We start from the raw sequence: 23,377 nt of genomic DNA, 5'->3' as shown, positions 1-23,377 counted from the left end.
TATCTTTTTATCCAGCCAGACCCTTTCGGATACGCGAAACGACATCCGCGACATGCGGGTTTTCTTCGCTCCGCCGCGCTGAAACAAGACAGGCCTGCGAGCGCAGGATGACCCCATCCTCAAGCACTTTGAGCTTGTTTGCCGTTAGTGTCGAACCTGTTGATGTAATGTCAACAATCATATCGGCAGAGCCTGCGGCTGGCGCACCTTCGGTGGCACCCAGACTTTCAACAATACGATAAACCTGAATACCGTGCTTCTGCGAAAAGAACTGCTGCGTCAGACGCCAGTATTTGGTTGCAATGCGCAGGCGGCGGCCATGACGCTGACGGAAATCGGCCGCCACATCATCAAGATCAGCCATGGTGGTCACATCGCGCCAGACCTCTGGTACGGCAACCACGACATCGGCATGACCAAAGCCAAGCTCTGCTTCAATGGCCACGCGCTCATCGGCATGCGCCAGCGTTTCCCGAACGAGATCCTCGCCCGTCACGCCAAGATCGACGCTTCCATAACCCAGTTCACGCGCAATTTCAGAGGCGGAGAGGAACAGAATATCGAGATTGTTGTCACCTTCGACGCGTGCGCGATAATTGCGGGAATCTTCCGGCAGAATGACCTTGTATCCAGCCTGTTGGAGAACGGCGAGCGTCTGCTCTTTCAACCGTCCCTTGGATGGCAATGCGAGCGTTACACTCATGATTGTTCTCCTGCCAGCATCTCTAACCGGTCAAGCCATATGGAAAAACCAACCCCCGGAATGTTTTCGGATGCGCCAAGCATGGTCAACAGGCGATCATAGCGACCGCCACCCGCCAGAACCATATCCTTATCGCTACCGGCACGGCGAATTTCATAGACAAGGCCCGTGTAATAATCGAGCGGACGGCCAAACGAAGCGTCATAAACAATGTCTTCGGCAGCAATGCCCGCAGCGATGATCGCATCGGTACGCGCTTCAAATTTTTGCAGCACAGCACTTAGATCAAGCGCATTATCGGCTGCAAAGGCGCGCAGTGTGATGCCTGCCGCTTCCAGCGAAACACGGATTGCAAGAAACCGCTTCAACACATCCAGAGCCGAAGCTGGAAACCGCGTTGCAGCCAGATCTTCTTTTTCGATCAGGCGACGGGCGATTTCCACAGGCGTGCGGCCTGAGCCGGGTGAAATGCCGGCTTCGAGCATTTCTACCTCAATCACACGCGCCAATCCTGCCTCGTCACCTTCAGCAACCAAACCGGCCAGCTGTTCAGGCAGTGGATCGGTGCGCTGTTCGCCTGTCAATTCAGCGAAGGCTGCTTCCATCGTCCGTTCGTCGCCAAACGCACGCAGCAGCTTTTTGCGCCAGCCCTGCGGAAGACCCAGAGCTTTCAGCATACCTGCAAAGACGGCCTGATCACCGAGAACAATTTCAAGCTGCACACGCGCTGCTGATTTAACGCAGGCTATCGCATCGGCAATTGAGCGTGCATCCGATAGGGCCTCATCGGTTGCACCAAGATCTTCAATGCCGGCCTGAAGAAACTCCGCTGCACCATCGCGACGCTGCCGAAAAACTTCACCGAGATAAGCATAACGCTTCGGTGTTGCCGCATTGAGTGCAATATGGTTGCGGCAGACCGGAATGGTGAATTCAGGACGCAGGCAAAGACTGTCGCCATTTTCGTTTTCAGTCAGAAAAATACGACGGCGCAGATCCTCACCTGCCATATCCAGAAACGGATCAGCAGGCTGGATCAGCGGAATATCAACCAGTTCCGCTTCGCTTGCGTTAAGTTGATCGCGAAGCGTCGTGAAAATCGGTGAAGTACGTGATCCAGTCATTGCCCTATCACTTTGCCTGCTGTGCGCGATCACGTGCCTGCGCGTCGAGTATCTCGCGAACGGCGTCAACGATGCCGTCTTCCTTAACCGTGACCTGCGCCGGGCGGCTTTCGCGCCAGGTTGCGTTGTCCTCAATCTCGGCGGAAATACGCTTGCCCTCAATCAGATCCTTGATCTGAACTTCGCCCGCTTCACGTTCCTGCGAACCCTGAATGATGACGCATGGCGCATCGCGGCGGTCTGCATATTTCATCTGCGCCTTCATGCCGGAGCCGCCGACATACATTTCAGCGCGGATGCCAGCCTGACGCAGATCAGAAACCATCTTCTGATAGCGGCCAAGGCTTTGCGCATCCTTGTCCATCACCAGCACAACGACCGGGCCGACCACATTGGTGACATCCAGCTTGCCGAGGTTTTTGAGCGCCGTCATCAGGCGCGAAACGCCGATGGAGAAGCCCGTTGCCGGAACTGGCTCGCCGCGGAAGCGCGAAACCAGGCCATCATAACGACCGCCGCCGCCAACCGAACCGAACACAACCTTCTGGCCATCTTCGTTGGTGACATCAAACAGAAGCTCAGCTTCGAACACCGGACCGGTATAATATTCAAGACCACGTACAACCGATGGATCGATCTTCACGCGCCCTTCATAGCCTCCAGCGTCAAACAGAGCTTCCATATCGGCCAGCTCTTTCACGCCTTCTTCGCCCTTCGCATTACCGGCAACAACGGCTTGCAGATTGGCAATCGTTTCAGCACCGGTTGCGCCACCCGCAGCGGTAAAGGCCAAAACCTTTTCCACGGCCGCATCAGACAGTTCAGCCCCCTTGGTGAAGTCGCCGCTTTCGTCGAGACGCCCCTTGCCCAGTAGAAGACGCACGCCGTCAGGGCCGAATTTGTCGAGCTTATCGATGGCGCGCAACACGTTAAGTCGCTTGCCCGCATTCGCATCACCTTCAAGGCCAATGGCTTCGAGCACGCCGTCAAGAACCTTGCGGTTGTTGACGCGGATCACATAATCGCCGCGCGAAATGCCAAGCCGCTCAACCGTATCGGCCATCATCATGCACATTTCAGCATCAGCCGAAACATTCGGCGCGCCAACCGTGTCGGCATCAAACTGCATAAACTGGCGGAAACGACCCGGCCCCGGCTTTTCATTGCGGAAAACCCAGCCATTGCGATAGCTGCGATAAGGCTTTGGCAGGCTTTCATAGTTTTCAGCCACAAAGCGTGCAAGCGGTGCAGTCAGATCATAACGCAGCGACAGCCACTGCTCATCATCATCCTGAAACGAGAAAACGCCTTCATTCGGGCGATCCTGATCAGGCAGAAACTTTCCAAGCGCGTCGGTATATTCAATGAGCGGCGTTTCCACCGGCTCAAAGCCATAAAGGTCATAAACCTCCCGGATGGTTGCGATCATCTTTTCGGTGGCGCGCAGATCATCCGGCACCCGATCGACAAACCCGCGCGGCAACCGCGCCTTCATCTTGTCCGCTTTATCGGCCATTTTTCCGCCTGCTCATTGATTTTGTTCACGTTGTATCGGCAAAAACCGACAATTCATTGCCGGTTTCCTAACGCATCAAAACGGGTGCGGCAAGTGCAGGAGAGTGTTTAAAAACGCAGATTACCGTGTGGCAATCGCAACGGCTGCACCGGCCATCATTCCGGCACTTGTGCGATTTGCAATTCGCATTGCGCGCGGGCTGCGCAAAAACCGACGCGCCTGTGCCGCAAGCACCACCCATGCGCTATCAACGGCGGCCAGCACGGCAAACATAACAAACAGCAATTCAGCCCATCCAACCATGGAAACATGGGTAATATCGATGACAGTTGGCAGGATCGCAATATAGAAAACCATGATTTTTGGATTGCCAAGCGTGACTGCCAAAGCACTGAAGAACAGCTTCTTCGCCTCACCATCCTGCGGGATGGCGTTTTCATCTGCTGTTGTCTCGACAGGGGCAATCCACATTTTCCAAGCCAGATAGATCAGATAAGCGACCCCGAGATATTTAAGCACAAGGAATACGGTGTGAAAGCTGTTTGCGAGCGCCGACAAGCCCCACACAGCAAGCGACAGCCAGATGGCATCACCAAGCCACAGACCGAACATGAATGGAAACACGCCCTTATGACCGCGGCTGATAACGCGCGCAACAAGCGCGCCGACATTTGGCCCCGGCGTACCCGCCGCAACAACCAGAATACCAGCGAAAGCCACAAGTGATGTCAGATCCATTTTTATCTCCTGTGATGTCGTTCTGCCAGAAAACCGAACCCGGCGCAATCAGCCCCTCTTGTTATTGAGGCCGTTTCAATTCCTGCCGGAGTCTTTCAATATTCTGGCGGCAATGGCAGCCCTCAATGTGATCATTGACCAGCCCCATGGCTTGCATGAAAGCATAAACGGTTGTTGGCCCGACAAAAGACCAGCCCCGCTTCTTGAGGTCTTTTGAAATACGGGTTGAAACGGCTGTGGTGGGATTGGCAGTCAAGGTCGGATAATCCACCACCAGCGGACGGTCCGCAACACCCGGTTCAAACGACCAGAAATAAGCCGCAAGCGACCCCTTTTCTTTAACAAGCTCGATTGCTCGCTTTGCGTTGTTGATTGTCGAAACAATTTTACCGCGATGGCGCACTATGCCCTTATCATTCACCAATCGCTCAATCTCGGCATCGCCATAAAGAGCAACACAATAAAAATCAAAGCCATCGAAGGCCGCACGGAAACTCTCCCGCTTGCGCAAAATCGTCAGCCATGACAGGCCGGATTGAAATCCCTCAAGGCAGATTTTCTCAAACAGGCGCTTGTCATCCGTGACCGGCACGCCCCATTCGTGATCGTGATAAGCGATATAATCGGGCAGCTCACCGGGCCAGAAACAGCGCATCTTGCCATCCGCATTGACGATCAACCCGGTCTTTTGCTGCACGCTATCACCCATTTCTGCCCCCTCAACCTTCATCAATTCTTTACCATGTCGCGCAACTTCGCGCTAACCACGACTTTAATTTCAAGAAAACGCCCGCTCCAAAAGCGGCAAAATTTACTTTTATGATTCCTTTGCACGGCACAATGAGCCCATGAAATTCGGGGCTGTTCTCCTGACAGCAAATGTCAGGAGCGCGACGGGCAACCGCGTCGGCGAGAATGCAGGACGCAAAACAGACGGATTTGGCTCATGAAACCACGTCATCTGCTTTTGATAGGATCATTTGCGGCTATTGCCGTTTCAATCGTAACCACCGGCATGGCTTTTGCCAGTGATCGTTACAGCACGCAACCACCGGTTCGCGTTGACAATGAAACATCGCAGCGCTGGGTCGCCCAGCTCAACGGACCAGATGTCCGCGTCATGACGCAGCCTGTTGTTGCACAGCCGCAAAAGCGCACAATAATCCGGCAAAAGCAGCCGCCAAAGGCACATTATCAGAACGCGAGCCAGCAGCGCCCGGCGGCCAATCCGGTAAAGGTTGTGCGTAAGAAGTCACAGCTTGACCCGATGTATCTTCCACAAACCGTCTCTTATTCCGGCGGCGAAAAGCCGGGAACCATTGTGATCGATACCGGTAAGCGCTTTCTTTATCTGGTGCAGAGCAACGGTCAGGCGCGGCGCTATGGCATTGGTGTGGGAAAGCAGGGCTTTGGCTGGAAAGGCACGCAACGTGTAAGCCGTAAAGCCGAATGGCCAACCTGGACACCGCCAAAGGAAATGATCGCCCGTGAGCGCAAAAAGGGACGCATTCTGCCCGCACAGATGAAGGGTGGCATCAACAATCCGCTTGGCGCACGCGCACTGTATCTGGGTTCTACACTCTACCGTATTCACGGCACAAACCAGCCATGGACCATTGGAAAAGCCATGTCATCAGGCTGTTTCCGTATGCGTAACGAAGATGTGAGCGACCTTTACGGACGTGTTCCGGTGGGAACCCGCGTGGTCGTACGCTGATCAATTTTCGTTTAAAACGCCGCAATCAGGCCGCTGTTATCCTTATAACAGCGGCCTTCTTTGTCATTTAGTTGAAACCTTTGGCATCTTTAGTAAGGAAACCGCGCTGATCGCCAAGAAACCCGTCGGAAATGGCTTTCACTTTTCAAACGAACACCCATATGCTGAAAACAGCGAAATCAAAATGTATGTACGTAAGAGGGAAGGACCATAACATGACCGTAACGGCGATAAAGCTCAACGACGGCAATCACATTCCACAGCTGGGTTACGGTGTCTGGCAAGTTGGCAATGATGAAGCCATTGCCGCTGTGAGTGAAGCGTTGAAAGTCGGCTATCGCCATATCGACACCGCTGCAATCTACGGCAATGAAGAAGGCACCGGCAAAGCAATCAGAGAGTCGGGTATCGCACGCGGCGACATTTATCTGACAACCAAACTCTGGAACAGCGATCAGGGTTATGAATCGACGCTCAAGGCTTTTGATACCAGCTTGAAAAAGCTTGGCACCGATTATGTTGATCTGTATCTTATCCATTGGCCGATCCCGGCGAAGGATTTGTTCATGGAAACATGGCGCGCTTTCATCAAGTTGAAGGAAGAAGGCCGTGTAAAATCCATTGGTGTTTCGAACTTTCGCACGGCCGATCTTGAGCGCATTCTCAAGGAAAGCGATGTCACGCCAGTTCTCAACCAGATTGAGCTGCATCCGCAGTTTCAGCAGGACGAGTTGCGTCTGTTCCACAGCAAGCACGACATTGCAACGGAAGCCTGGAGCCCGCTTGGACAGGGCAAGATCCTGGAAAACCCTGTCCTCACAGCAATCGCTAAAGCACACGGTAAATCCGTAGCGCAGATCATCCTGCGCTGGCATATTGAGACCGGCAACATCGTTATTCCGAAGTCGGTAACACCTGCGCGGATCAAGGAAAATTTCGATATTTTCGATTTTAGCCTCAACGGTACAGACCATGATGCCATCACCAAGCTGGATAAAACAGATGGCCGTATCGGACCAAACCCGAATACGTTTTCAGCGGGTTAATCGCGACATTGAAAGCCGGGCAGCAAGCCCGGCTTTTTCTTAGCGCAGAAGCTTCAGACTGCCGGTAAGTGAGCGCACCCACTTTGCCGGACCTGCAAGCCCCAGGCCGTCAATGATTTCTGTCGCAAGCTCCTTTTGCGGCAAAGCCGCTTCATATTCAGCATAGATATGCAGCGGACGGGCAAAGGCTGGAAAAGCAACCACAGCCTGCCGTTGTTCATTAGTTGCCGCCTTCAACAAAATGGCTTGAATTGTGTCTGTATCAGCCTGAAGAATCGGAACAGGCCGATCTGAACTGATATCAATAACGATGCCTGTCTTATCAATCAGTTGCCGGGCTGCGATAAACGGTAACCTGGCACCAAGACCAATAGAGACAGCGCCAACCGTATTGGCCAGCAAGCCCAATGGCAGTTCCGGGTTGATAATGATTGCGATGCGTAAATCTTCTTGCATGAGAACCCCCTGTGGCAGATATTTCTCAACGAGAAATACACCGCATCCACAGGGCAATCCTGTCTATCTATGCTCATGAATTAAAGAATATGGTAGATGCTGTCAGAAAAACGTAAAATTCAGGTAGATTATTATGGCCGTGCTCGACCCTTCCGATGTCAGGATTCTGGATGCATTGCAGGAGGATGGACGCCTGACCAATCAGGCTCTGGCCGATAAGATTGGCATGTCCACCTCTCCGAGCTGGCGAAAAGTGCGCAAGCTGGAAGAGGATGGTGTGATTGCTGGTTATCGTGCAACGCTTGACCGCAAGTCCATCGGCCTTGGCGTGATGGCTTTTGTACGCATCAAGATAGACAGCCACAGCGAAGCGGAAGCTGAACAGTTTGCTGCTGAGCTGATGGGGATTAATGAAGTTATCGCCTGTTACAGTATCGCCGGCGACGCCGATTTTCTGCTACAGGTTGTGTCCCATGATCTCGACACCTATGCCGATTTTGCCATGTCAACGCTACGCCGCCTGCCCCGCATCAAGGAAATGCAGACGACCTTCGTTCTGAAAGAAACCAAGGGGTTTAAAGGCTTCCCGCTGCATTATATCAGCTCAGTGAAATCCAGCACCTGAAAGTGCGGCGGGCTTTGGTCCACCATAGGCCCAATCAAGCAACTCTATTGTATGCACAATCGGCAACTGGCTGCCGGTGGCGATCTGCGTCATGCAGCCAATATTTCCTGTGGCAATCAAATCGGCACCAGTGGCCTCGATATTTTTGACCTTGCGGTCGCGAAGCTTTGTCGCAATTTCCGGCTGCATGATATTGTAAGTGCCTGCCGAACCACAGCAAAGATGTCCCTCCAAAGGCTCGCGCACGGTGAACCCTGCCTTTAACAGCAGATCTTTTGGCTGACGCACCACCTTTTGACCGTGCTGCATTGAGCAGGCCGAATGATAGGCAACGTTCAAATTCGCAAGTTTTGACGGTACTGGCATTTCGATTGAAGCCAGATATTCGGTTACGTCTTTTGCCAGTGCAGAAACCTTTGCCGCCCTGTCCTTGTAGGCAGGATCAAGCCGCAGCATATAGCCATAATCCTTGATGGTTGTGCCGCAACCTGATGTGGTGACAATGATGGCATCAAGGCCACCGGCATCAATTTCACGCGTCCAGACATCGACATTGTGCCGTGCCTGATTAAGGGCCTGTTCCTCACGTCCCATATGATGCACAAGCGAACCACAGCATCCTTCACCTTTTGGTGTGATGACTTCAATACCAAGCCGGTTAAGCAAACGCAGGGTCGCCGCATGAATGCCGGGGTTGAGGACTGGCTGCGCGCAGCCATTGAGGATTGCAACCCGGCCCCGCTTTTCCCCCTTTGCAGCACTCATCGTTTCAATTTTGCGCTTTGCAGGCAAACTTCTGGGGGCGAGTTCCAGCATGGCAGCGATGGGCTTTAACGTATCGCTTTTGCCAAACAGCGAGGCAAAGGGACGCCCCAGCCTTGCAAGCAGCAAAGCCGCACGAAAACGCGCCGGATAAGGCAAAATCTGCGCAAGAATGCCACGCAGAAAGCGATTCATAAATGGCCGCTGATAGGTCTTTTCGATATGCGCACGCGCGTGATCAATCAGATGCATATAATTGACGCCTGAGGGACAGGTTGTCATGCAGGACAAGCAGGAAAGGCAGCGGTCAACATGGCGCACGACTTCTTCGTCAGCCGGACGATTATTCTCCAGCATATCCTTGATCAGATAGATGCGTCCGCGCGGACTATCGAGTTCATTGCCTAACGTCACATAAGTCGGACACGTCGCTGTACAGAACCCGCAATGGACGCATTTACGCAGGATTTTTTCTGCCTCATTGACACCGGGATCAAGCAATTGCTCTGGCGTGAATTGGGTCTGCATGGTTCACACTCCCGCCTGCTCTGGGTAAATACGTCCCGGATTAAGAATATTCTCCGGGTCAAACTGATGTTTCAGCCGCTGTGAAAGTGCTGCAAGTGCAGCAGGTTGCGGCTCGAATACATCGATATTGGTTCGCAGACGTTCCGGCGCACGTACCAGCGTTGCATGCCCTCCGCCATGTCTGGCAATCAGCGCCCGCAAAATCTGAGCCTCCGCTTCCGCTTCCATCCGCAACCAGATCAGCCCACCCTGCCAGTCATAATAAGCATCCGCACCCGCATAACGGCGGAACGCATCCACCATTTTCCAGCCTTGCATCGGTGCCATCGACACACGCCAGACTGCGCGTTGATCGCCATCTTTCACAAAAGGCAACACATCGCGTACCTCGCGCCAAAGCTGACGCGACGGACTATCATCCAGCAAATCGATGGTAATGCCACGCCCCAGCAATGCCTGCAATTGGCTGCAACGGTGTTTTACCGATGGTGCAAAGCCTTCAAGGCGCAAGATTGTTGCAGCTTCCCAGCCGAGCTTGCCATCAAGAAACCGATTGGCGACAGTGGGCGGCAAATGGGCCGCAGATGCCACCTCCTCGCGTGATCCCATTGCCAGAGCCATCACACGGGTTGCAGCTTCATCATCCAGCCCGCGCACGGCAAGCGTTGCCACAGTTTCAGGCGCTGGCAGCACTTTGAAGGTGACTTCGGTCGCAACGCCGAGCGTTCCCCACGAATTGGCCATGCCCTTTGACAAATCATAACCGGTGACATTCTTGACCACGCGTCCGCCGGATTTAAACAACTCTCCGCGCCCTGAAACAACCCGCACGCCCAAGATATGATCGCGTGCGGCTCCCGCCTTCAACCGACGTGGCCCCGACAGATTTGCGGCCAACACACCGCCAATGGTGCCCTGCCCCGCTTGGCCACCAAGCAGGGGGCCATAATCCATCGGCTCAAAGTGAAAGCACTGCTTGTTATCGGCCAAAAGCGTCTCAATCTCGGCTATGGACGTTCCGGCTTTGGCGCTAAGCACCAGTTCGTTGGGTTCATAAAGCGTGACACCGGTTAACCCGGAAACATCCAGCACCGCAGCTGTTGCCATTGGCCGACCGATAGCGCGCTTGCTGCCACGACCAATAATTTCAAGCGAACTGGCCCCTGTCAAAGCCCATTGCACGGCTTCAACGACACCTTTTTCATCCTGTGGTTTGAGTATATTCATGTCATTCATCATCAAAACCACAGTTCAGAAACGGGGAACATCAGGGAAAGCCAGCTCGCCGCGATGCACATGCATACGGCCAAGTTCAGCGCAACGGCGCAATTGCGGGAAGACCTTGCCCGGATTGAGCAAGTGCTTAGCATCAAACGCACATTTGACCCGCATCTGCTGATCAAGATCAATCTCATTGAACATAACCGGCATCAGGTCTCGCTTTTCAATGCCCACACCATGCTCGCCGGTCAACACTCCACCAACCTTCACGCAAAGCCGCAAAATATCCGCACCAAAATCTTCAGCAGCCTGCAATTCACCGGGAACATTGGCATCATAAAGGATCAGCGGATGCAGATTACCGTCCCCCGCATGAAAAACATTGGCGACCCGAAGCCCATATTTTTCCGACAGATCGCGCATACCGGACAGCACACGCGGCAATTCCTTGCGCGGGATCGTCCCATCCATGCACAGATAATCCGGCGAGATGCGCCCGACCGCCGGGAACGCTGCCTTGCGCCCGGCCCAGAAAGCCAGCCGTTGCTCCTCTGATTGCGAAAGCGTGCACGTGGTCGAACCATTTTTAAGTGCAATGCTTTCGACTGCGCCAATCAGATGATTAACCTCGACTGGTGGACCATCCAGTTCGACAATCAGCAACGCCTCAACATCCAGCGGATAGCCAACACGGACAAAATCTTCCGCAGCCTGAATGGCAGGACGATCCATCATTTCCATGCCGCCGGGGATGATGCCAGCGCCAATAATATCGGCCACACATTGACCCGCCTGCTCGCTTGAGGGAAAGCCAATCATCACGGCCCGTGCCGTTTCGGGCTTTTTCAGAATGCGAACGCTGATTTCCGTTACAACACCCAGCAGGCCTTCCGACCCCGTCATAAGGCCCAGTAGATCATAGCCCTCACTATCGAGGTGCTTGCCGCCAAGTCGCAAAACTTCGCCTGTGATCAGCACCATTTCAATGCCGAGCAGATTATTGGCCGTAAGCCCATATTTCAGGCAATGCACACCACCCGCATTTTCCGCGACATTGCCGCCGATAGAACAGGCAATCTGCGACGACGGATCAGGCGCATAATAATACCCCTCATGTTCAACGGCCTTTGTAATACCAAGATTGGTCACGCCCGGCTGCACCACGGCCACACGATTGGGATAATCGATTTCCAGAATACGGTTAAAACGCGACATGACCAGAAGAACCGCATCGGCCAGCGGCATCGAACCACCCGACAGCGATGTGCCAGCACCGCGCGGCACGACGCGAATTTCATTCTCATAGCAATAGCGCAGAATCTGCGATACCTGTTCGACCGTCTCAGGCAGAACCACCACAAGCGGCAAGGTACGATGCGCGGTCAGACCATCGGTCTCAAACACCCGCATAGCATTCGTTGCATCGACAACACCCTCGCCCGGCACGATTCTCCGGAGATCGGCAACAATCTGCTCCCGCCGGCCAAGAACTGCAGCGCTCGGCTTTGGCATAATCAATCCGCTCATGTGATACTCCGCCTCCCCAGTCTTTTTATACTATGCCTTGATGAAGTGGTAATAATATTTTACCAATCAGAAAATAGCGAAACAGTTTTTACGCTGCGGCATAATCGCCTTGCGATCTCTCACGCGCCTCGGCTAGATGAGTCACAAGAATATCTGCCGGGAGGAATTGGAAACTATCATGATGAGCAGTCTGGCCGATATGGAGATTTTCGCACGCGTTGTCGCAACCGGAAGCATGTCGGCAGCCGCACGCGATCTCGGGCTGTCACCAGCGGTTGTTTCCAAACGGCTGGGCCGTCTTGAAGAGCGCCTTGGCACGCGCCTTTTACAAAGAACGACCCGCCAGATTGCATTGACTGAAGCAGGGCACGGTTATCATGAGCGTGTGCTGGCCATTCTGTCCAACATTGAAGAAGCGGAAGCTTTTGTGGCGCGGCGCTCGGCCAATGCGCGCGGCACCTTGAAAATCTCGGCCCCCACCACATTCGGACGCATGCATATTGCCCCCTATCTGGTGCCGTTCATGCGTGCCAATGCAGACCTCACCGTCAATATGCAGCTCTCTGATGAAATGGCGGATATTGTCGGCGATGGCTATGATCTTGCGATTCGTATTGGCGAATTGTCAGATTCGACCCTCGTTGCGCGTCGTCTGGCACCCGTGCGGCGTATATTGGTGGCTTCGCCGCACTATATTGCCGAACGTGGCATGCCCGAAAAAATTGAAGATCTACACGCGCATATCTGCCTCGCTCCGCATAATAATGATCCGTGGCGGCTGGAAGGACCAAAAGGACCGATCACCATTCGCCCGCAAGGCCCGTTACAAACCAATTCGAGCGAATTGGTGCGCGAGGCCGTGCTTGCTGGCCTTGGCATCGCACAGCGTTCAACATGGGACATCGGTCCCGACCTTGCCATGGGTAAGCTGGTGCAAGTGCTGCCGGAATATGCCGCATCGCGCAATGTCGCTGTTCATGCTGTGTACCCCTCCAAGCAATTCCTGCCGGCAAAAGTGAGACTTTTCATCGATTATCTGGCTGACCTTTATGGGCCCGTTCCCTATTGGGAAAGCGGCAGTTCTCCACAAGGCCTCTCTAAATAATAGACGGGACAGGCGTGATTGCTTATGAACGCCGTCGGCTTATAGCCGCATCGGCCAAAAAGTTGATGCCATTCGCCTGAAAATATTAAGGAATGAAAATGAAGACAGCTCCCCGCCTTATTCTTGCACTCGTCGTGGCCGTTATCGTCGGTTGTGGCTTCATGTTTTACGACAAGTCCCGCGGCGCAGAATGGGTCGTCTCCCCCCAGCAGATCGAACAGGCGAAGGCCGAAGGTAAAGCCGGTTTCGAAAGCCGTCCGGGTACCGTAACCGTTCTTCCAATCCGCAGCGAAACGGCCGACGTGCTGCCATTCAAATGGGCAATGTATGGCCTCGTTGCCGGTCTTGTTGTTTTTGTCTCTGGCCGTAAGCGCAAGAAGACCTGATAACAATCCAACCGTTTAAGGACCCCGGAGGCATCATTTCCGGGGCTTTTTTTATAAATTCTATAACCCGTTGCCCGCTCGATGGCTTAAGGATAATTTGTAGCCATGACAGAAGCAGAAAATGGCATGGCCGAGACAGTTTTTTCCCGCATTCAGGCAAGCCGCACGGCAGATGATGTTGTGCATCAAATCGAAAGCTTGATTCTTGAAGGCGTACTTCGCGGTGGCGACCGGCTTCCGGGCGAGCGTGAGCTTGCGCGCCAGCTCGACATTTCGCGCCCTATTCTGCGCGATGCGCTCAAGCGCCTTGAAAATGCGGGGCTTCTGACATCACGGCACGGTGGCGGCACATTTGTGGCCGACGTTATCGGGGTGGTGTTCAGCGCCCCCGTTGCGAAACTTTTCGCTGAGCACCGTAAAGCGACAACCGACTATCTCGAATATCGCCGCGAGATCGAAAGCATTGCAGCCGAATATGCAGCCCTGCGCGCAACATCGGCGGACAAGGCCCTTCTCACCGAAATTCTGAGCGCAATGGAAGCCGCAAACACTGCAAAAGATCTCGAACAGAGCGCGCAGCTTGATGTCGAGTTTCACAATGCAATCGGCGAAGCGGCGCACAATATCGTGCTTCTTCACACATTGCGCTCTTGCTATCAGCTTCTGAAAGATGGCGTTTTTTACAATCGCGGTCTGATTTACAGCTATCCTGGCGTGGCCGACATGCTGCTGTCACAGCATCGCGCCATTTACGACGCCGTGATCGCAAGCAACCCGAAAGCCGCGCGCGATGCGGTTCAAAAACATATCCGCTTCGTCGAACAGGCAACCAATGATCGCGAACTCAATGACGAGCGTGAGCGCGTGTCGCGATTGCGCTATCGTCAGCGGGCTGGAAAAGACGCGAAAGAAAGCAGCGATTTATGAGCGGCGTGACACTCCAAGATGCAAAAGGGCCGGAGGGTGTCCGGCTTTATGCAATCGGCGACATACATGGTCGGCTTGATCTTTTGCAGGACATGCATGGCCTTATCCGCGCCGATCTCGACCACCGTCCAACCCATGACTGGCGCATCGTTCATCTGGGCGACTACATCGACAGGGGGCCAGACTCCAAAGGCGTGCTGGATTTTCTCATCCATGCTTCAACGCATGATCCGCGCATTCTCTCTCTGATCGGAAATCATGATGATGGTTTCCTGCATTATCTTGCAACTGGCGACACGAACGGGATTTTTGCGCTTCATGGCGGCAGCGACACCGCTCGATCCTACGGCGTGGACGTCGACTACACGGACTCTGCGTCGGCTGCGGCAGGCTATATGCAGCTTAGGGACAAAGTTCCCCAAGCCCATATCGACTATATCCGCTCAATGCCATCATCGGTGAGTTTTGGTGATTTCTTTTTCTGTCATGCGGGTGTGAACCCGGTGGTTTCGCTCGATGCTCAGGACCGAGACGATCTGATGTGGATCAGAACGGCGTTTCTGAAGTGGACCGATCCACTGGAAAAAGTCATCATCCACGGGCACACGCCGCAGAACGCTATCGACGTTCAGCCCAACCGGGTCAATCTCGATACCTATGCCTGGAAAAATGGAAAGCTTTCGGCCATCGTCATTGACGGCGTGGAAAAGCGTTTTCTGGAAACAACGGGTAATGATTAGAGCGCCGCGCTAATCCAATCAGATCGAAACGCGCTCTAGCGCGCGCTGGAAATGCCGTAACCGTCCGTGGAGGTCATGCTATTACCGGCATCGACGGTAAAAATGCCAACTGCCATGAACACGATCGCAGAAACCATCAGAACGGTCAGAAGGGCGGCATGCTTAGCGGTCATGATCGAAAACTCTTTCGAGGGTTACCGGGGGATCTGGAAACCGAGTTTCGACAGGGCCAAAGCTTGCACCTTGACCGACCATTTGCCACCCGGAACGAGGCACCAGTTACACCTGAAAAAAGTTACCCGCAACTGAACACCGGAACTACAATTGTCTCTTTCCAATGGAAAAGTCCAAATGAATGGCCGCTGTGGCAAAGTCGCAACGCATTGATCACGTATGTCTCACAAAAGCGGAAACCCGTCGTTAAAACAGACGTAAAAGCTAAAGCTAAAGCGGTCGCGGTTTAGATCAAATCGATCCAAGCCTTTGCCAGAGCAGCGCCGGCTTTATCCGCAGCAATGCCGGAGCGCTGTAAATTTGCAGGCAATTGCGCCGGCCACTCGGGCGCGAAGGCAGTTATTGAATCGCCCAGCGATTCACTCCATTCAACGACGAGTTCACTATTCGCTTCAAAATGAAACTGTGTGCCATAGACAGCACGCCCAATCCGATAGGCCTGATGCACTGTCATATCGCTAACCGCCAAATGAATGGCGCCTTCGGGCAGCGAGAATGTATCGCGGTGCCAGTGAAAAATGGGAAAGGATAATCCAGCTTCCGCAAGCACTGGATCGCTTTTGCCATCGTCAGTAAGCCGGACCTCATGCCAACCAAATTCCATAGGGCGATCCAGAATGTTCTCGCCACCATAGGCGCGTGCGACAAGCTGGCTGCCAAGGCAGATACCAAGCACAGCCTTATCTCTATCGCCAAAGGCACGAATGAGATTGAGCAAATCAGGGAAATACGGACATGCGCCGTCAGCAAGTGCGTTCTGCTCGCCGCCGAGCACGATCATCGCCTGATAATCGCTGTCATCGCGTGGCAGGGCCTCCCCCTGATAGGCGTGGCGCAGATCAATCGAGAACCCCGCCTCGATCAATAGAGGCTCAATCTGGCCAAGACCTGAATCAAGATAATTCTGAATGACCAATACGCTCATTGCCAAGCTCCGCTGCCAATCTTATAAGTCAGTTGCTAACATGAAAAAAGCCCGGACAACAGCCGGGCTTTCTTTCTCGCAATAGGCGTTTTCAGTTAATTACCGAAACGCTGACCGTGCGGCCCGCAACCAGATGAACGTTCTGCGGCACATCCTCAATCTTCACCCGCACGGGCACGCGCTGCGCTAGACGAACCCAGTTGAATGTCGGCGAAACATTGGCAAGCAAACTTGTAGAATCGGTACGCTCACGATCTTCGATACCGCCAGCAATGCCTTCAACCCTGCCCTTAAGCTGCACTTGGCTACCCATCACATCGATCACAACCGGGTCCCCAACCTTGATACGCTCAAGCTTGTTTTCTTCAAAATAACCCGACACATAATATGAGTCCGTGTCGACCAGTGCTGTGACGGCGGAACCGGTGGTGACGTAATCACCCGGCTGGAGCGAAAAATTGGTGATCACGCCATTCACCGGTGCCCGGACAGACGACCGTTCCAGATTGAGAGAAGCAAGATCCCGATCAAGCTCGGCCTGACGATAAGCGGCTTCGGCCTGCTGTGTCGCCGTCTCGATCTGCTCCATCTTTTGCTGCGTGACGGTGGTGTCGTTAAGCTTGCTATACCGGGAGAGATCCCGATTGGCCATATCAAGCGCTGCCTTGCTGCTGGCAAGCTTTGCGTCTGCCAATTGCAGCGCCAGCTTGTAGCGAGCCTGATCAATACGGAAAATCACATCACCCTTTTTGACGTTCTGATTGTCATGCACCAGAACTTCGCTCACAAGACCCGCAACATCGGGCGCAATGCGCACAACATCAGCGCGAATTTTACCGTCGCGGGTCCATGGTGCATTCATGTAATAATCCCAAAGATGCCAGCCAAGCAGCCCTGCTACTGTGACCATGACGAGGGTAAGAAAGACCCGACCGGAATGTGCAAAAAGCTGTTTCATAGCGGTATTCCATTCAGAACAACGGCGCTCACGCCGAGAATGCAGAAGTACATGGCGGCATCAAACAGGGGCCTGTGCCACACAAAACGATAGAAGCGGACGCGCGCCAGCAAGCGCTGCATCAGCGAATTGGCAAAATAGGCGCCCAGTGCCAGAACCGCGAGGCTCGGCAGATAGATGCCATAGATGTCGAATTCCGGTCTCATGACTCTAAAATTTCCATTCTCTGAACATGTCTCATGCAGCATCCGGCAGTTCCAGTTGCGGCTGTGGTGGCAACTGGAAAGGCGGTGCCTTGGGAAAGAGGTTGAAGCGCAGGGCGACCAGCGCCAGACGTGGCCGTTTGGCGATTGCAGGCGATCCATGATCGATGATCACGGCGATAGCGTCGTCGATAGCCGCAAGAAGCCGCTCGTCAATATCGAGACGCGTTTCAGCTTTCCTGTTGCGCAGAAGCGCGCGATAGTGAGCACCGACGCCGTCGAGCACCCTGTCGACCGCTTCACGGCAAGCTTCAGGCATCTTCGCCCGATATTGCTGAAGATCGATCGTATTCATGCCGTTACGCAGATCGCGCAGCAGATCGACCTTGGCAATGTCGGCTGACGGGATCAGTGCAAGCCTTGGCGTCATCATGCCGATGCGATCAATCATTCTGAGCAGCAAGCCGTTCATACGCTGACGGCGATGGCGACCCGGCTTACGTTCAGTTGCAAGAACAAGATCATTCCAGCCTGCCTTGACGAGGCGCTGCACTGTCCATTCAGCCCCTACCGAACGAACAATTGAGGTAACGACCGCTGCAATGACAATACCAACGACCGTTGCCAGGTTTGCGTTGGCAAAGCTTACGAAATCATGCGTGAGACGGCCTTGCAGCATCAGCAGCATCGGCAGATTTATGCACAGCACCATGCCGAGCATGAATTGCGACGGTATTGCCAGAAGCAATCCGGCAGGGATCAGAAATAGGCCCAGCACGAGCATAAGCGGCAAGAAACTGTCGACCAATGGCAGCAGTGCGAACTCAAAAACAAAGGCCGCAACAATTACGATCATCAACAATTGGCCAAACTTGCGCATAACCGGGACGGGATCATCCATCGCTGCAAAAATACAGCAGAAGATACCCGCCATCATCGCAGCCGCACTGCCCTGCGACCAACCCGTTGCAATCCAAAATGCGGTTGCAACACAGGTCGAGACGAAAGCACCAAAGCCCGAAAGAAAGGCTATCCCATAATCTCTGTGCTGCGGGCGGGTTTTCAGATGTGCATCATAACGACGCCACCGAAGCGCATGTCGGGAACCGGAAAAAATATCCTGACGCAGTGTAATACAGTCGCTCCATATCTGAACCAGATCTCTCACGCGTGCTGCAACATTAAATGGCAAGAGCTCATTCCATGTGCAGGCGTCCTTACCAAAGCGTTCAATTTCATCGATATAGCCCAACAAAACCGCACGGCGCTGCTCGGTTAAATTCTCTCCGCTTTCAATCCAGCTGCAGGTTTCATCGAGCAATTTCTGCACTGCCGGATGCCAAGGCTTTTGTCCTTCACCAGGCTTGAAAAGCAGCACATCGTGCAAGCTCGAAATGATCGGCAGAACGGCGACCATACGCTGCTGCAGCACATGCAGAAGCCTTGCAACATCGCGGATAGACGATGTGTCATAAGCCACATGCGTGGTCAGATTGCGCAGCTCCAAAGCATCTGCCGCCAACCGCTGACGGTCACGCAGAAATTCGGGACTATCGCCATTGCCCCGCAACGCTGCAACGGCAAGCTTTGAACCATCGCGCAGCCAGTTATCAATACGCGCAACAAGAACCGGGCCGCTATGACGTGGAAACACCAGACGATTGACCACCGCAGCGCATATGATGCCGATGGCAATTTCTTCAACACGGCCCACCGCATAATTGAAAGTGGTTTCAGGGGCCGATACGACGGCAAAGCTTGCAATGGCGACGGTATACCCCGCCAGCATAAACAGATAGCTGCGCGGCGTGCCGTCAAGCAGGCTGATTGCCAGACAAAGCCCCATCCAAAGACCGATGGCTAAAGTGAGGAGTTCTGGAGAATTGACCAGATGCGGGACAAACAGGATGGTAACCGCACCACCGATGATCGTGCCGATCAGGCGATAAAAGCCCTTGGATGTCGTTGCACCTGAAAGCGGATGCGCAACAATATAGACAGCAGCCACCGACCAATAAGGATTTGGCAAATCGGCCAGCAGCGCAATCCACAGCGCGAGCATGGCCGCAGCAAAGGTCTTCAGCGAGAAGACAACGTCCCAAAATCGTGGCAATGTTTCAGCGGGCTTGATCATCAGTTTTACAAATGCTTGTTCATTAAGTTTGCTCAGGATGGCTGGCTCTGGAATTTATCGTGAAGCTTGCGCAGCACATCCAACGCAACATCCACGGCATCGGGGTCGAGATCACCAAGAAATGCCGTGCGCAATCTCGTTGCCGCTTTTTCAACCTTTGCAGCAAGTGCTCGGCCTTCATCCGTCAACTCAATGAGCTTGACGCGGCGGTCATTCTCATCGGCAATACGACGGATAAGATTTTCTTTTTCCAACTCATCGACAACACGAACGATTGTGGCGCCTTCAATGCCGACACGCTCGGCAAGCACGCCTTGCGGAACGCAATCGCCATGGCGCAGGAGCGTCATAAGCGGGATGGCTTTTGCATCCGACAGACCGTGCTCTGACATCGCCCCGTCAAAAGCTTTTCGCCATGCGCGCGCATTTGCTGACAGCAACGGTGCGAATTCGACCCAGGCCTGTTTCATAACTTACATTCCATTCAAATCGATAGGTTCATATCTATATGGATGCAATCTTATTCAATTCCAATGGTTTTTTGTTAGGATCAACTCATTGTGTACGCAACTGTTGCCCGTGCTGTGCGGCAACCAAATCGCTTGACCATTGCCCCTGCCCTCTGTCATCGATGCGATCATGCGCGCGAATTATAAAATGCAAAGACTTTATCTCGAAGCCAGCCTTGGCGATGGTGCTCACGTGGAAGCTCCAACGCAGGCCGCCCATTATCTGACTCATGTTTTGCGATTAAAGGACGGCGACGAAATTCTCGCCTTTAACGGGCAGGACGGCGAGTGGAAAATGCGCCTGCGCCCAGAAGGCAAGAAGCGGTTGTTTCTTGAAGCGGTCGAGCAGACTCGCCCACAGCCCGCGCCTTGTGACCTCGTTTATTGTTTCGCACCGCTGAAACAAGGGCGGCTCGACTATATGGTGCAGAAGGCCGTGGAGATGGGAGCAGGCGTTTTGCAGCCTGTGATTACACAGCATACGCAGGTGCCTAAGCTGGGCACGGACCGCATCAGGGCCAATGCCATTGAGGCTGCCGAACAGTGCGGCGTTCTCGCGATACCCGAATGCCGCGATGCGATCCGCTTTGACCGCTTGCTTGAGCAGTGGGATGCATCGCGCCGCCTTATCTTTTGCGATGAAGGCTATGAAACGGACGACCCTCTGACCATTCTAAGCAGTCTTGAGCCAGCCGCCTATGCGGTGCTGATCGGGCCTGAAGGGGGATTTTCGGAAAGTGAACGTCAGCAATTGCGCAGCCTGCCTTTTGTGACAGCGATACCATTGGGACCGCGCATTTTGCGTGCCGATACAGCGGCTGTCGCAGCGCTTACCCTTGTGCAGGCAGTGCTGGGTGACTGGAAAACATGAATATGAATGCAAGAAAATCCAATCATCAATGAAATTGACTTGCGCGATTTGACAAATTTGTCCAATCACGCTGACAAAGAAAAATTCGTCTAGGGATAATATGAATGGCGCGCGACACGACCGATGAAACAGCACTAACCGGTGTTGAAGAACTCGCAGCCTATCTTGCTGAGGGAGCCAAGCCCAAGGATGCATGGCGCATCGGCACCGAGCACGAGAAATTTCCTTTCTACGTCGCGAACAACAGCCCCGTTCCTTATGAAGGGCCAAGTGGCATTAAAGCCATTCTCGAAGGCATGAAAGCCAAGCTTGGCTGGGAGCCGATTATCGACGAAGGCAATATTATCGGTCTCGTTGAGCCAACGGGACAGGGTGCTATTTCGCTCGAACCGGGTGGCCAATTTGAACTGTCTGGCGCGCCGCTTTCCTCTATCCACCAGACGTGCCGTGAAGTGAATGCTCATCTTTCGCAGGTGCGCGAGATTGCGGAACCACTTGGCATTCGATTCCTTGGCCTCGGCGGCAGCCCAAAATGGACATTGGCCGAAACGCCTGTCATGCCAAAGTCACGTTATAACATCATGACCAACTACATGCCGAAGGTCGGCCATGAAGGGCTGGACATGATGTATCGCACGTCGACCATTCAGGTGAATCTCGATTTCAGTTCCGAGTCCGACATGCGTCGCAAGATGCAGGTTTCGATGAAGCTCCAATCGATTGCAACGGCCCTGTTTGCAAGCTCGCCCTTCACGGAAGGCAAGCCAAATGGCCTTCTGTCGTGGCGCTCCAACATCTGGCGCGATACCGACAATCAGCGCTCGGGCGTGTTGCCGTTTGTCTTCTCCCAAAACTTCGGTTTCATCGACTATGTCGAATGGGCGCTCGATATCCCGATGTATTTTATCCTGCGTGATGGCCATTATCACGACTGCACGCACGTCACCTTCCGCCAGTTCATGAATGGTGCATTAAAGGGTGAAGTCAGCGATCCGGTGCCGAATATGGGCGACTGGACCAACCATCTCTCGACCCTGTTCCCGGAAGTGCGTCTGAAACGCTTCCTCGAAATGCGCGGAGCCGATGGTGGCCCATGGCGCCGTATCTGCGCCCTGCCCGCTTATTGGGTTGGTCTGCTTTATGATGAGGAAGCGCTCAGTGCCGCAGAAGATCTGACCAAAGACTGGACCTATGAAGAGGTGCTGGCGCTGCGCAATGATGTACCTGCAAGGGCACTCAATGCTTCGTTCCGCGGCAAGCCTGTTGCGCAGATTGCACGCAAGACGCTGGAAATATCGCGCCTTGGCCTGCTCAACCGCAAGCAGCTTAATGGCGATGGCTTTGATGAGACGCATTTCCTCGCACCACTCGAAGAAATCGTTGCCGCAGGCATCACCGATGCGGAGCGGATGCTCAAAGCCTATAACAGTGTCTGGGCAGGATCGGTCGAGCCGATCTTCCTCGAATACGCTTATTAAACGCTAAAGACGCTCGCGCTTATCTTCGACCGTAGCCAGCGGTGCGCCGGGTCACTTTCCCGGCGCTTATGCCATATCTGCACAAACGGTATCGGTGGCAACGCCACGGGCACAGGCAGGACGGCCAGATTGCTATCCTTCGGAAGATTCTTCAACCCGCCACGCGCAATGGTCAAAATGAGGTCTGTACCGGAAATCAGCTGTGGCGCAACGCCCCAATGCGGAACAACCACTGCGACATGCCGCGTATATCCGGCACTTTTCAAGCTTTCCTCAATTTCCGTCGGCGCATCACCGCGCACCGCAACAAGCGCATGCGGTCGCTCCAAATATGTTTCAACATCCAATACCCGCCCCTCGATGCTTCGGCGGTCAAGCAAACAGACATATTCGTCCTGCATGATGACATCTGCCGCAATCTGAGCCGGCAAATGTGGGAACACACCAAACCCCAGATCAATCTCACCATCCAGAATGCGCGCGACCATGCTTTCACGGCTAAACTGGCTGACCACCAGATCAACCCCCGATGCTGTCCGGCGTAAATCCCTCACCAGTTCAGGCAGCAAAATGCTACCGCCATAATCGGACATGGCTAGATGAAAACGATGCTGCGTGGTTATAGGATCAAAACCCTGCGGACCAAGAACACTGCGTATCCCTGACAGAACCTGCGCAAGCGGCTTCGTTATCTCCATTGCCTTGATGGTCGGAGAAAAACCTGCCCCCTGGCGAATGAGAAGCGGATCATCGAACAGCTCTCGCAAACGGGCCAGCGCATGGCTGACGGCTGGCTGACTCATATTCAACCGTACCGCTGCGCGCGAGACATGGCGCTCTGTCAGAAGTGCATCCAGAACCACAAGCAGGTTCAAATCGACACCGCGCAGATTATTCATCTTGTGCATAATAAACTCTGCAATCTGAATTTCAAATTCAGTTCG

The 23,377-nt window shown here is 53.8% G+C and carries 25 protein-coding genes; 9 read left to right on the top strand and 16 right to left on the bottom strand.

Going from position 1 to position 23,377, the window contains the following annotated elements:
- Positions 1-7: 7 nt before the first annotated feature.
- The 5 genes from hisG to OPR82_RS16720 all read right to left on the bottom strand — a co-directional run bounded on the left by hisG (position 8) and on the right by OPR82_RS16720 (position 4,790).
- Positions 8-703 (bottom strand): ATP phosphoribosyltransferase, encoded by a 696-nt coding sequence (gene hisG / locus OPR82_RS16740; RefSeq protein WP_265986113.1) that lies wholly within the window; start codon positions 701-703, stop codon positions 8-10.
- Positions 700-1,827, bottom strand: a complete 1,128-nt coding sequence (locus tag OPR82_RS16735; RefSeq protein ID WP_265986112.1) for an ATP phosphoribosyltransferase regulatory subunit — start codon at positions 1,825-1,827, stop codon at positions 700-702. Before OPR82_RS16735 ends, hisG begins: the two co-directional genes overlap by 4 nt.
- Positions 1,828-1,834: 7 nt before the next feature.
- Positions 1,835-3,343 carry a histidine--tRNA ligase gene (gene hisS, locus OPR82_RS16730; RefSeq protein WP_265986111.1) on the bottom strand — a complete coding sequence of 503 codons (1,509 nt, stop codon included), beginning with the start codon at positions 3,341-3,343 and terminating at the stop codon, positions 1,835-1,837.
- 120 nt (positions 3,344-3,463) lie between these two features.
- On the bottom strand, positions 3,464-4,081 hold the full coding sequence (locus OPR82_RS16725; protein ID WP_265986110.1) for a LysE family translocator: 618 nt from the start codon (positions 4,079-4,081) through the stop codon (positions 3,464-3,466).
- A gap of 61 nt (positions 4,082-4,142) precedes the next feature.
- Positions 4,143-4,790, bottom strand: a complete 648-nt coding sequence (locus OPR82_RS16720) for a DNA-3-methyladenine glycosylase I (protein WP_265986109.1) — start codon at positions 4,788-4,790, stop codon at positions 4,143-4,145.
- 237 nt (positions 4,791-5,027) lie between these two features.
- On the opposite strand from OPR82_RS16720, the gene OPR82_RS16715 reads away from it, so the two are divergent.
- Both OPR82_RS16715 and OPR82_RS16710 read left to right on the top strand, forming a co-directional pair.
- Positions 5,028-5,798, top strand: a complete 771-nt coding sequence (locus tag OPR82_RS16715; protein ID WP_265986108.1) for a L,D-transpeptidase — start codon at positions 5,028-5,030, stop codon at positions 5,796-5,798.
- Positions 5,799-6,013: 215 nt separating this feature from the next.
- Positions 6,014-6,844: an aldo/keto reductase gene (locus OPR82_RS16710; protein ID WP_265986107.1), complete on the top strand. Its 831-nt coding sequence runs from the start codon at positions 6,014-6,016 to the stop codon at positions 6,842-6,844.
- A 39-nt stretch (positions 6,845-6,883) separates the two neighbouring features.
- Here OPR82_RS16710 and OPR82_RS16705 read toward each other — a convergent pair whose 3' ends face one another.
- Positions 6,884-7,300, bottom strand: a complete 417-nt coding sequence (locus tag OPR82_RS16705) for a DUF2000 domain-containing protein (protein ID WP_265986106.1) — start codon at positions 7,298-7,300, stop codon at positions 6,884-6,886.
- A 133-nt stretch (positions 7,301-7,433) separates the two neighbouring features.
- On the opposite strand from OPR82_RS16705, the gene OPR82_RS16700 reads away from it, so the two are divergent.
- Complete coding sequence (locus OPR82_RS16700) at positions 7,434-7,925, top strand: Lrp/AsnC family transcriptional regulator (RefSeq protein WP_265986105.1); 492 nt, start codon at positions 7,434-7,436, stop codon at positions 7,923-7,925.
- Here OPR82_RS16700 and glcF read toward each other — a convergent pair.
- From glcF to OPR82_RS16685, 3 genes are read right to left on the bottom strand one after another with little or no spacing between them, the layout of a single operon-like run.
- Positions 7,905-9,215, bottom strand: a complete 1,311-nt coding sequence (glcF, locus tag OPR82_RS16695) for a glycolate oxidase subunit GlcF (protein ID WP_265986103.1) — start codon at positions 9,213-9,215, stop codon at positions 7,905-7,907. The two genes, OPR82_RS16700 and glcF, sit on opposite strands and share 21 nt — an antisense overlap.
- Before the next feature lie 3 nt (positions 9,216-9,218).
- Positions 9,219-10,451, bottom strand: a complete 1,233-nt coding sequence (glcE, locus tag OPR82_RS16690) for a glycolate oxidase subunit GlcE (RefSeq protein WP_265986147.1) — start codon at positions 10,449-10,451, stop codon at positions 9,219-9,221.
- 15 nt (positions 10,452-10,466) lie between these two features.
- Positions 10,467-11,963 carry an FAD-linked oxidase C-terminal domain-containing protein gene (locus OPR82_RS16685; protein ID WP_265986102.1) on the bottom strand — a complete coding sequence of 499 codons (1,497 nt, stop codon included), beginning with the start codon at positions 11,961-11,963 and terminating at the stop codon, positions 10,467-10,469.
- Positions 11,964-12,141: 178 nt separating this feature from the next.
- Between OPR82_RS16685 and OPR82_RS16680 the strand changes: the two genes are divergently transcribed.
- From OPR82_RS16680 to OPR82_RS16665, 4 genes are all read left to right on the top strand, one after another.
- A complete protein-coding gene (locus OPR82_RS16680; RefSeq protein ID WP_265986101.1) occupies positions 12,142-13,068 on the top strand; it encodes a LysR family transcriptional regulator in 927 nt (308 codons plus the stop codon).
- 98 nt (positions 13,069-13,166) lie between these two features.
- Complete coding sequence (locus tag OPR82_RS16675; RefSeq protein ID WP_265986100.1) at positions 13,167-13,454, top strand: hypothetical protein; 288 nt, start codon at positions 13,167-13,169, stop codon at positions 13,452-13,454.
- 126 nt (positions 13,455-13,580) lie between these two features.
- On the top strand, positions 13,581-14,381 hold the full coding sequence (locus tag OPR82_RS16670) for an FCD domain-containing protein (RefSeq protein ID WP_265986146.1): 801 nt from the start codon (positions 13,581-13,583) through the stop codon (positions 14,379-14,381).
- On the top strand, positions 14,378-15,121 hold the full coding sequence (locus tag OPR82_RS16665; protein ID WP_265986099.1) for a metallophosphoesterase: 744 nt from the start codon (positions 14,378-14,380) through the stop codon (positions 15,119-15,121). Before OPR82_RS16670 ends, OPR82_RS16665 begins: the two co-directional genes overlap by 4 nt.
- A 35-nt stretch (positions 15,122-15,156) precedes the next feature.
- Here the strand turns inward: OPR82_RS16665 and OPR82_RS16660 are convergent, their stop codons facing one another.
- The 6 genes from OPR82_RS16660 to OPR82_RS16635 all read right to left on the bottom strand — a co-directional run bounded on the left by OPR82_RS16660 (position 15,157) and on the right by OPR82_RS16635 (position 20,045).
- Positions 15,157-15,294 (bottom strand): hypothetical protein, encoded by a 138-nt coding sequence (locus tag OPR82_RS16660; RefSeq protein ID WP_250043203.1) that lies wholly within the window; start codon positions 15,292-15,294, stop codon positions 15,157-15,159.
- A 287-nt stretch (positions 15,295-15,581) separates the two neighbouring features.
- Positions 15,582-16,280 carry a type 1 glutamine amidotransferase gene (locus OPR82_RS16655; RefSeq protein WP_265986098.1) on the bottom strand — a complete coding sequence of 233 codons (699 nt, stop codon included), beginning with the start codon at positions 16,278-16,280 and terminating at the stop codon, positions 15,582-15,584.
- Positions 16,281-16,371: 91 nt separating this feature from the next.
- Positions 16,372-17,238, bottom strand: coding sequence for an efflux RND transporter periplasmic adaptor subunit (locus OPR82_RS16650; protein WP_265986097.1), 867 nt, complete (start codon positions 17,236-17,238; stop codon positions 16,372-16,374).
- The gene (locus tag OPR82_RS16645; protein ID WP_265986096.1) at positions 17,235-17,444 is read right to left on the bottom strand and encodes a DUF1656 domain-containing protein; all 210 of its coding nucleotides are present in this window, start codon (positions 17,442-17,444) and stop codon (positions 17,235-17,237) included. Before OPR82_RS16645 ends, OPR82_RS16650 begins: the two co-directional genes overlap by 4 nt.
- Before the next feature lie 31 nt (positions 17,445-17,475).
- Positions 17,476-19,575 (bottom strand): FUSC family protein, encoded by a 2,100-nt coding sequence (locus OPR82_RS16640; protein WP_265986095.1) that lies wholly within the window; start codon positions 19,573-19,575, stop codon positions 17,476-17,478.
- A 32-nt stretch (positions 19,576-19,607) separates the two neighbouring features.
- Positions 19,608-20,045, bottom strand: coding sequence for a MarR family winged helix-turn-helix transcriptional regulator (locus OPR82_RS16635; protein WP_265986094.1), 438 nt, complete (start codon positions 20,043-20,045; stop codon positions 19,608-19,610).
- A 169-nt stretch (positions 20,046-20,214) separates the two neighbouring features.
- Between OPR82_RS16635 and OPR82_RS16630 the strand changes: the two genes are divergently transcribed.
- Positions 20,215-20,955, top strand: coding sequence for a 16S rRNA (uracil(1498)-N(3))-methyltransferase (locus OPR82_RS16630; protein WP_323054563.1), 741 nt, complete (start codon positions 20,215-20,217; stop codon positions 20,953-20,955).
- A 104-nt stretch (positions 20,956-21,059) separates the two neighbouring features.
- Positions 21,060-22,433 (top strand): glutamate--cysteine ligase, encoded by a 1,374-nt coding sequence (locus tag OPR82_RS16625; RefSeq protein ID WP_265986092.1) that lies wholly within the window; start codon positions 21,060-21,062, stop codon positions 22,431-22,433.
- Here OPR82_RS16625 and OPR82_RS16620 read toward each other — a convergent pair.
- Entirely contained in the window at positions 22,430-23,341 is a 912-nt protein-coding gene (locus OPR82_RS16620) for a LysR family transcriptional regulator (protein ID WP_265986091.1), read from the bottom strand. The two genes, OPR82_RS16625 and OPR82_RS16620, sit on opposite strands and share 4 nt — an antisense overlap.
- Positions 23,342-23,377: the final 36 nt, after the last annotated feature.

It is taken from the genome of Ochrobactrum chromiisoli, from assembly GCF_026241335.1.
In the GTDB taxonomy this organism is placed as follows: Bacteria; Pseudomonadota; Alphaproteobacteria; order Rhizobiales; family Rhizobiaceae; genus Brucella; species Brucella chromiisoli.
The sequence above is the reverse complement of the archived record's forward strand: the minus strand, read 5'-3'. Positions and strand labels throughout refer to the sequence as shown.

Bases quoted from the DNA above. Each gene is read 5' to 3' on its own strand.
- hisG (WP_265986113.1), bottom strand. From the start codon at position 703: ATGAGTGTAACGCTCGCATTGCCATCCAAGGGACGGTTGAAAGAGCAG.
- OPR82_RS16735 (WP_265986112.1), bottom strand. From the start codon at position 1,827: ATGACTGGATCACGTACTTCACCGATTTTCACGACGCTTCGCGATCAA.
- hisS (WP_265986111.1), bottom strand. From the start codon at position 3,343: ATGGCCGATAAAGCGGACAAGATGAAGGCGCGGTTGCCGCGCGGGTTT.
- OPR82_RS16725 (WP_265986110.1), bottom strand. From the start codon at position 4,081: ATGGATCTGACATCACTTGTGGCTTTCGCTGGTATTCTGGTTGTTGCG.
- OPR82_RS16720 (WP_265986109.1), bottom strand. From the start codon at position 4,790: ATGGGTGATAGCGTGCAGCAAAAGACCGGGTTGATCGTCAATGCGGAT.
- OPR82_RS16715 (WP_265986108.1), top strand. From the start codon at position 5,028: ATGAAACCACGTCATCTGCTTTTGATAGGATCATTTGCGGCTATTGCC.
- OPR82_RS16710 (WP_265986107.1), top strand. From the start codon at position 6,014: ATGACCGTAACGGCGATAAAGCTCAACGACGGCAATCACATTCCACAG.
- OPR82_RS16705 (WP_265986106.1), bottom strand. From the start codon at position 7,300: ATGCAAGAAGATTTACGCATCGCAATCATTATCAACCCGGAACTGCCA.
- OPR82_RS16700 (WP_265986105.1), top strand. From the start codon at position 7,434: ATGGCCGTGCTCGACCCTTCCGATGTCAGGATTCTGGATGCATTGCAG.
- glcF (WP_265986103.1), bottom strand. From the start codon at position 9,215: ATGCAGACCCAATTCACGCCAGAGCAATTGCTTGATCCCGGTGTCAAT.
- glcE (WP_265986147.1), bottom strand. From the start codon at position 10,451: ATGAATGACATGAATATACTCAAACCACAGGATGAAAAAGGTGTCGTT.
- OPR82_RS16685 (WP_265986102.1), bottom strand. From the start codon at position 11,963: ATGAGCGGATTGATTATGCCAAAGCCGAGCGCTGCAGTTCTTGGCCGG.
- OPR82_RS16680 (WP_265986101.1), top strand. From the start codon at position 12,142: ATGATGAGCAGTCTGGCCGATATGGAGATTTTCGCACGCGTTGTCGCA.
- OPR82_RS16675 (WP_265986100.1), top strand. From the start codon at position 13,167: ATGAAGACAGCTCCCCGCCTTATTCTTGCACTCGTCGTGGCCGTTATC.
- OPR82_RS16670 (WP_265986146.1), top strand. From the start codon at position 13,581: ATGGCCGAGACAGTTTTTTCCCGCATTCAGGCAAGCCGCACGGCAGAT.
- OPR82_RS16665 (WP_265986099.1), top strand. From the start codon at position 14,378: ATGAGCGGCGTGACACTCCAAGATGCAAAAGGGCCGGAGGGTGTCCGG.
- OPR82_RS16660 (WP_250043203.1), bottom strand. From the start codon at position 15,294: ATGACCGCTAAGCATGCCGCCCTTCTGACCGTTCTGATGGTTTCTGCG.
- OPR82_RS16655 (WP_265986098.1), bottom strand. From the start codon at position 16,280: ATGAGCGTATTGGTCATTCAGAATTATCTTGATTCAGGTCTTGGCCAG.
- OPR82_RS16650 (WP_265986097.1), bottom strand. From the start codon at position 17,238: ATGAAACAGCTTTTTGCACATTCCGGTCGGGTCTTTCTTACCCTCGTC.
- OPR82_RS16645 (WP_265986096.1), bottom strand. From the start codon at position 17,444: ATGAGACCGGAATTCGACATCTATGGCATCTATCTGCCGAGCCTCGCG.
- OPR82_RS16640 (WP_265986095.1), bottom strand. From the start codon at position 19,575: ATGATCAAGCCCGCTGAAACATTGCCACGATTTTGGGACGTTGTCTTC.
- OPR82_RS16635 (WP_265986094.1), bottom strand. From the start codon at position 20,045: ATGAAACAGGCCTGGGTCGAATTCGCACCGTTGCTGTCAGCAAATGCG.
- OPR82_RS16630 (WP_323054563.1), top strand. From the start codon at position 20,215: ATGCGCGCGAATTATAAAATGCAAAGACTTTATCTCGAAGCCAGCCTT.
- OPR82_RS16625 (WP_265986092.1), top strand. From the start codon at position 21,060: ATGGCGCGCGACACGACCGATGAAACAGCACTAACCGGTGTTGAAGAA.
- OPR82_RS16620 (WP_265986091.1), bottom strand. From the start codon at position 23,341: ATGCACAAGATGAATAATCTGCGCGGTGTCGATTTGAACCTGCTTGTG.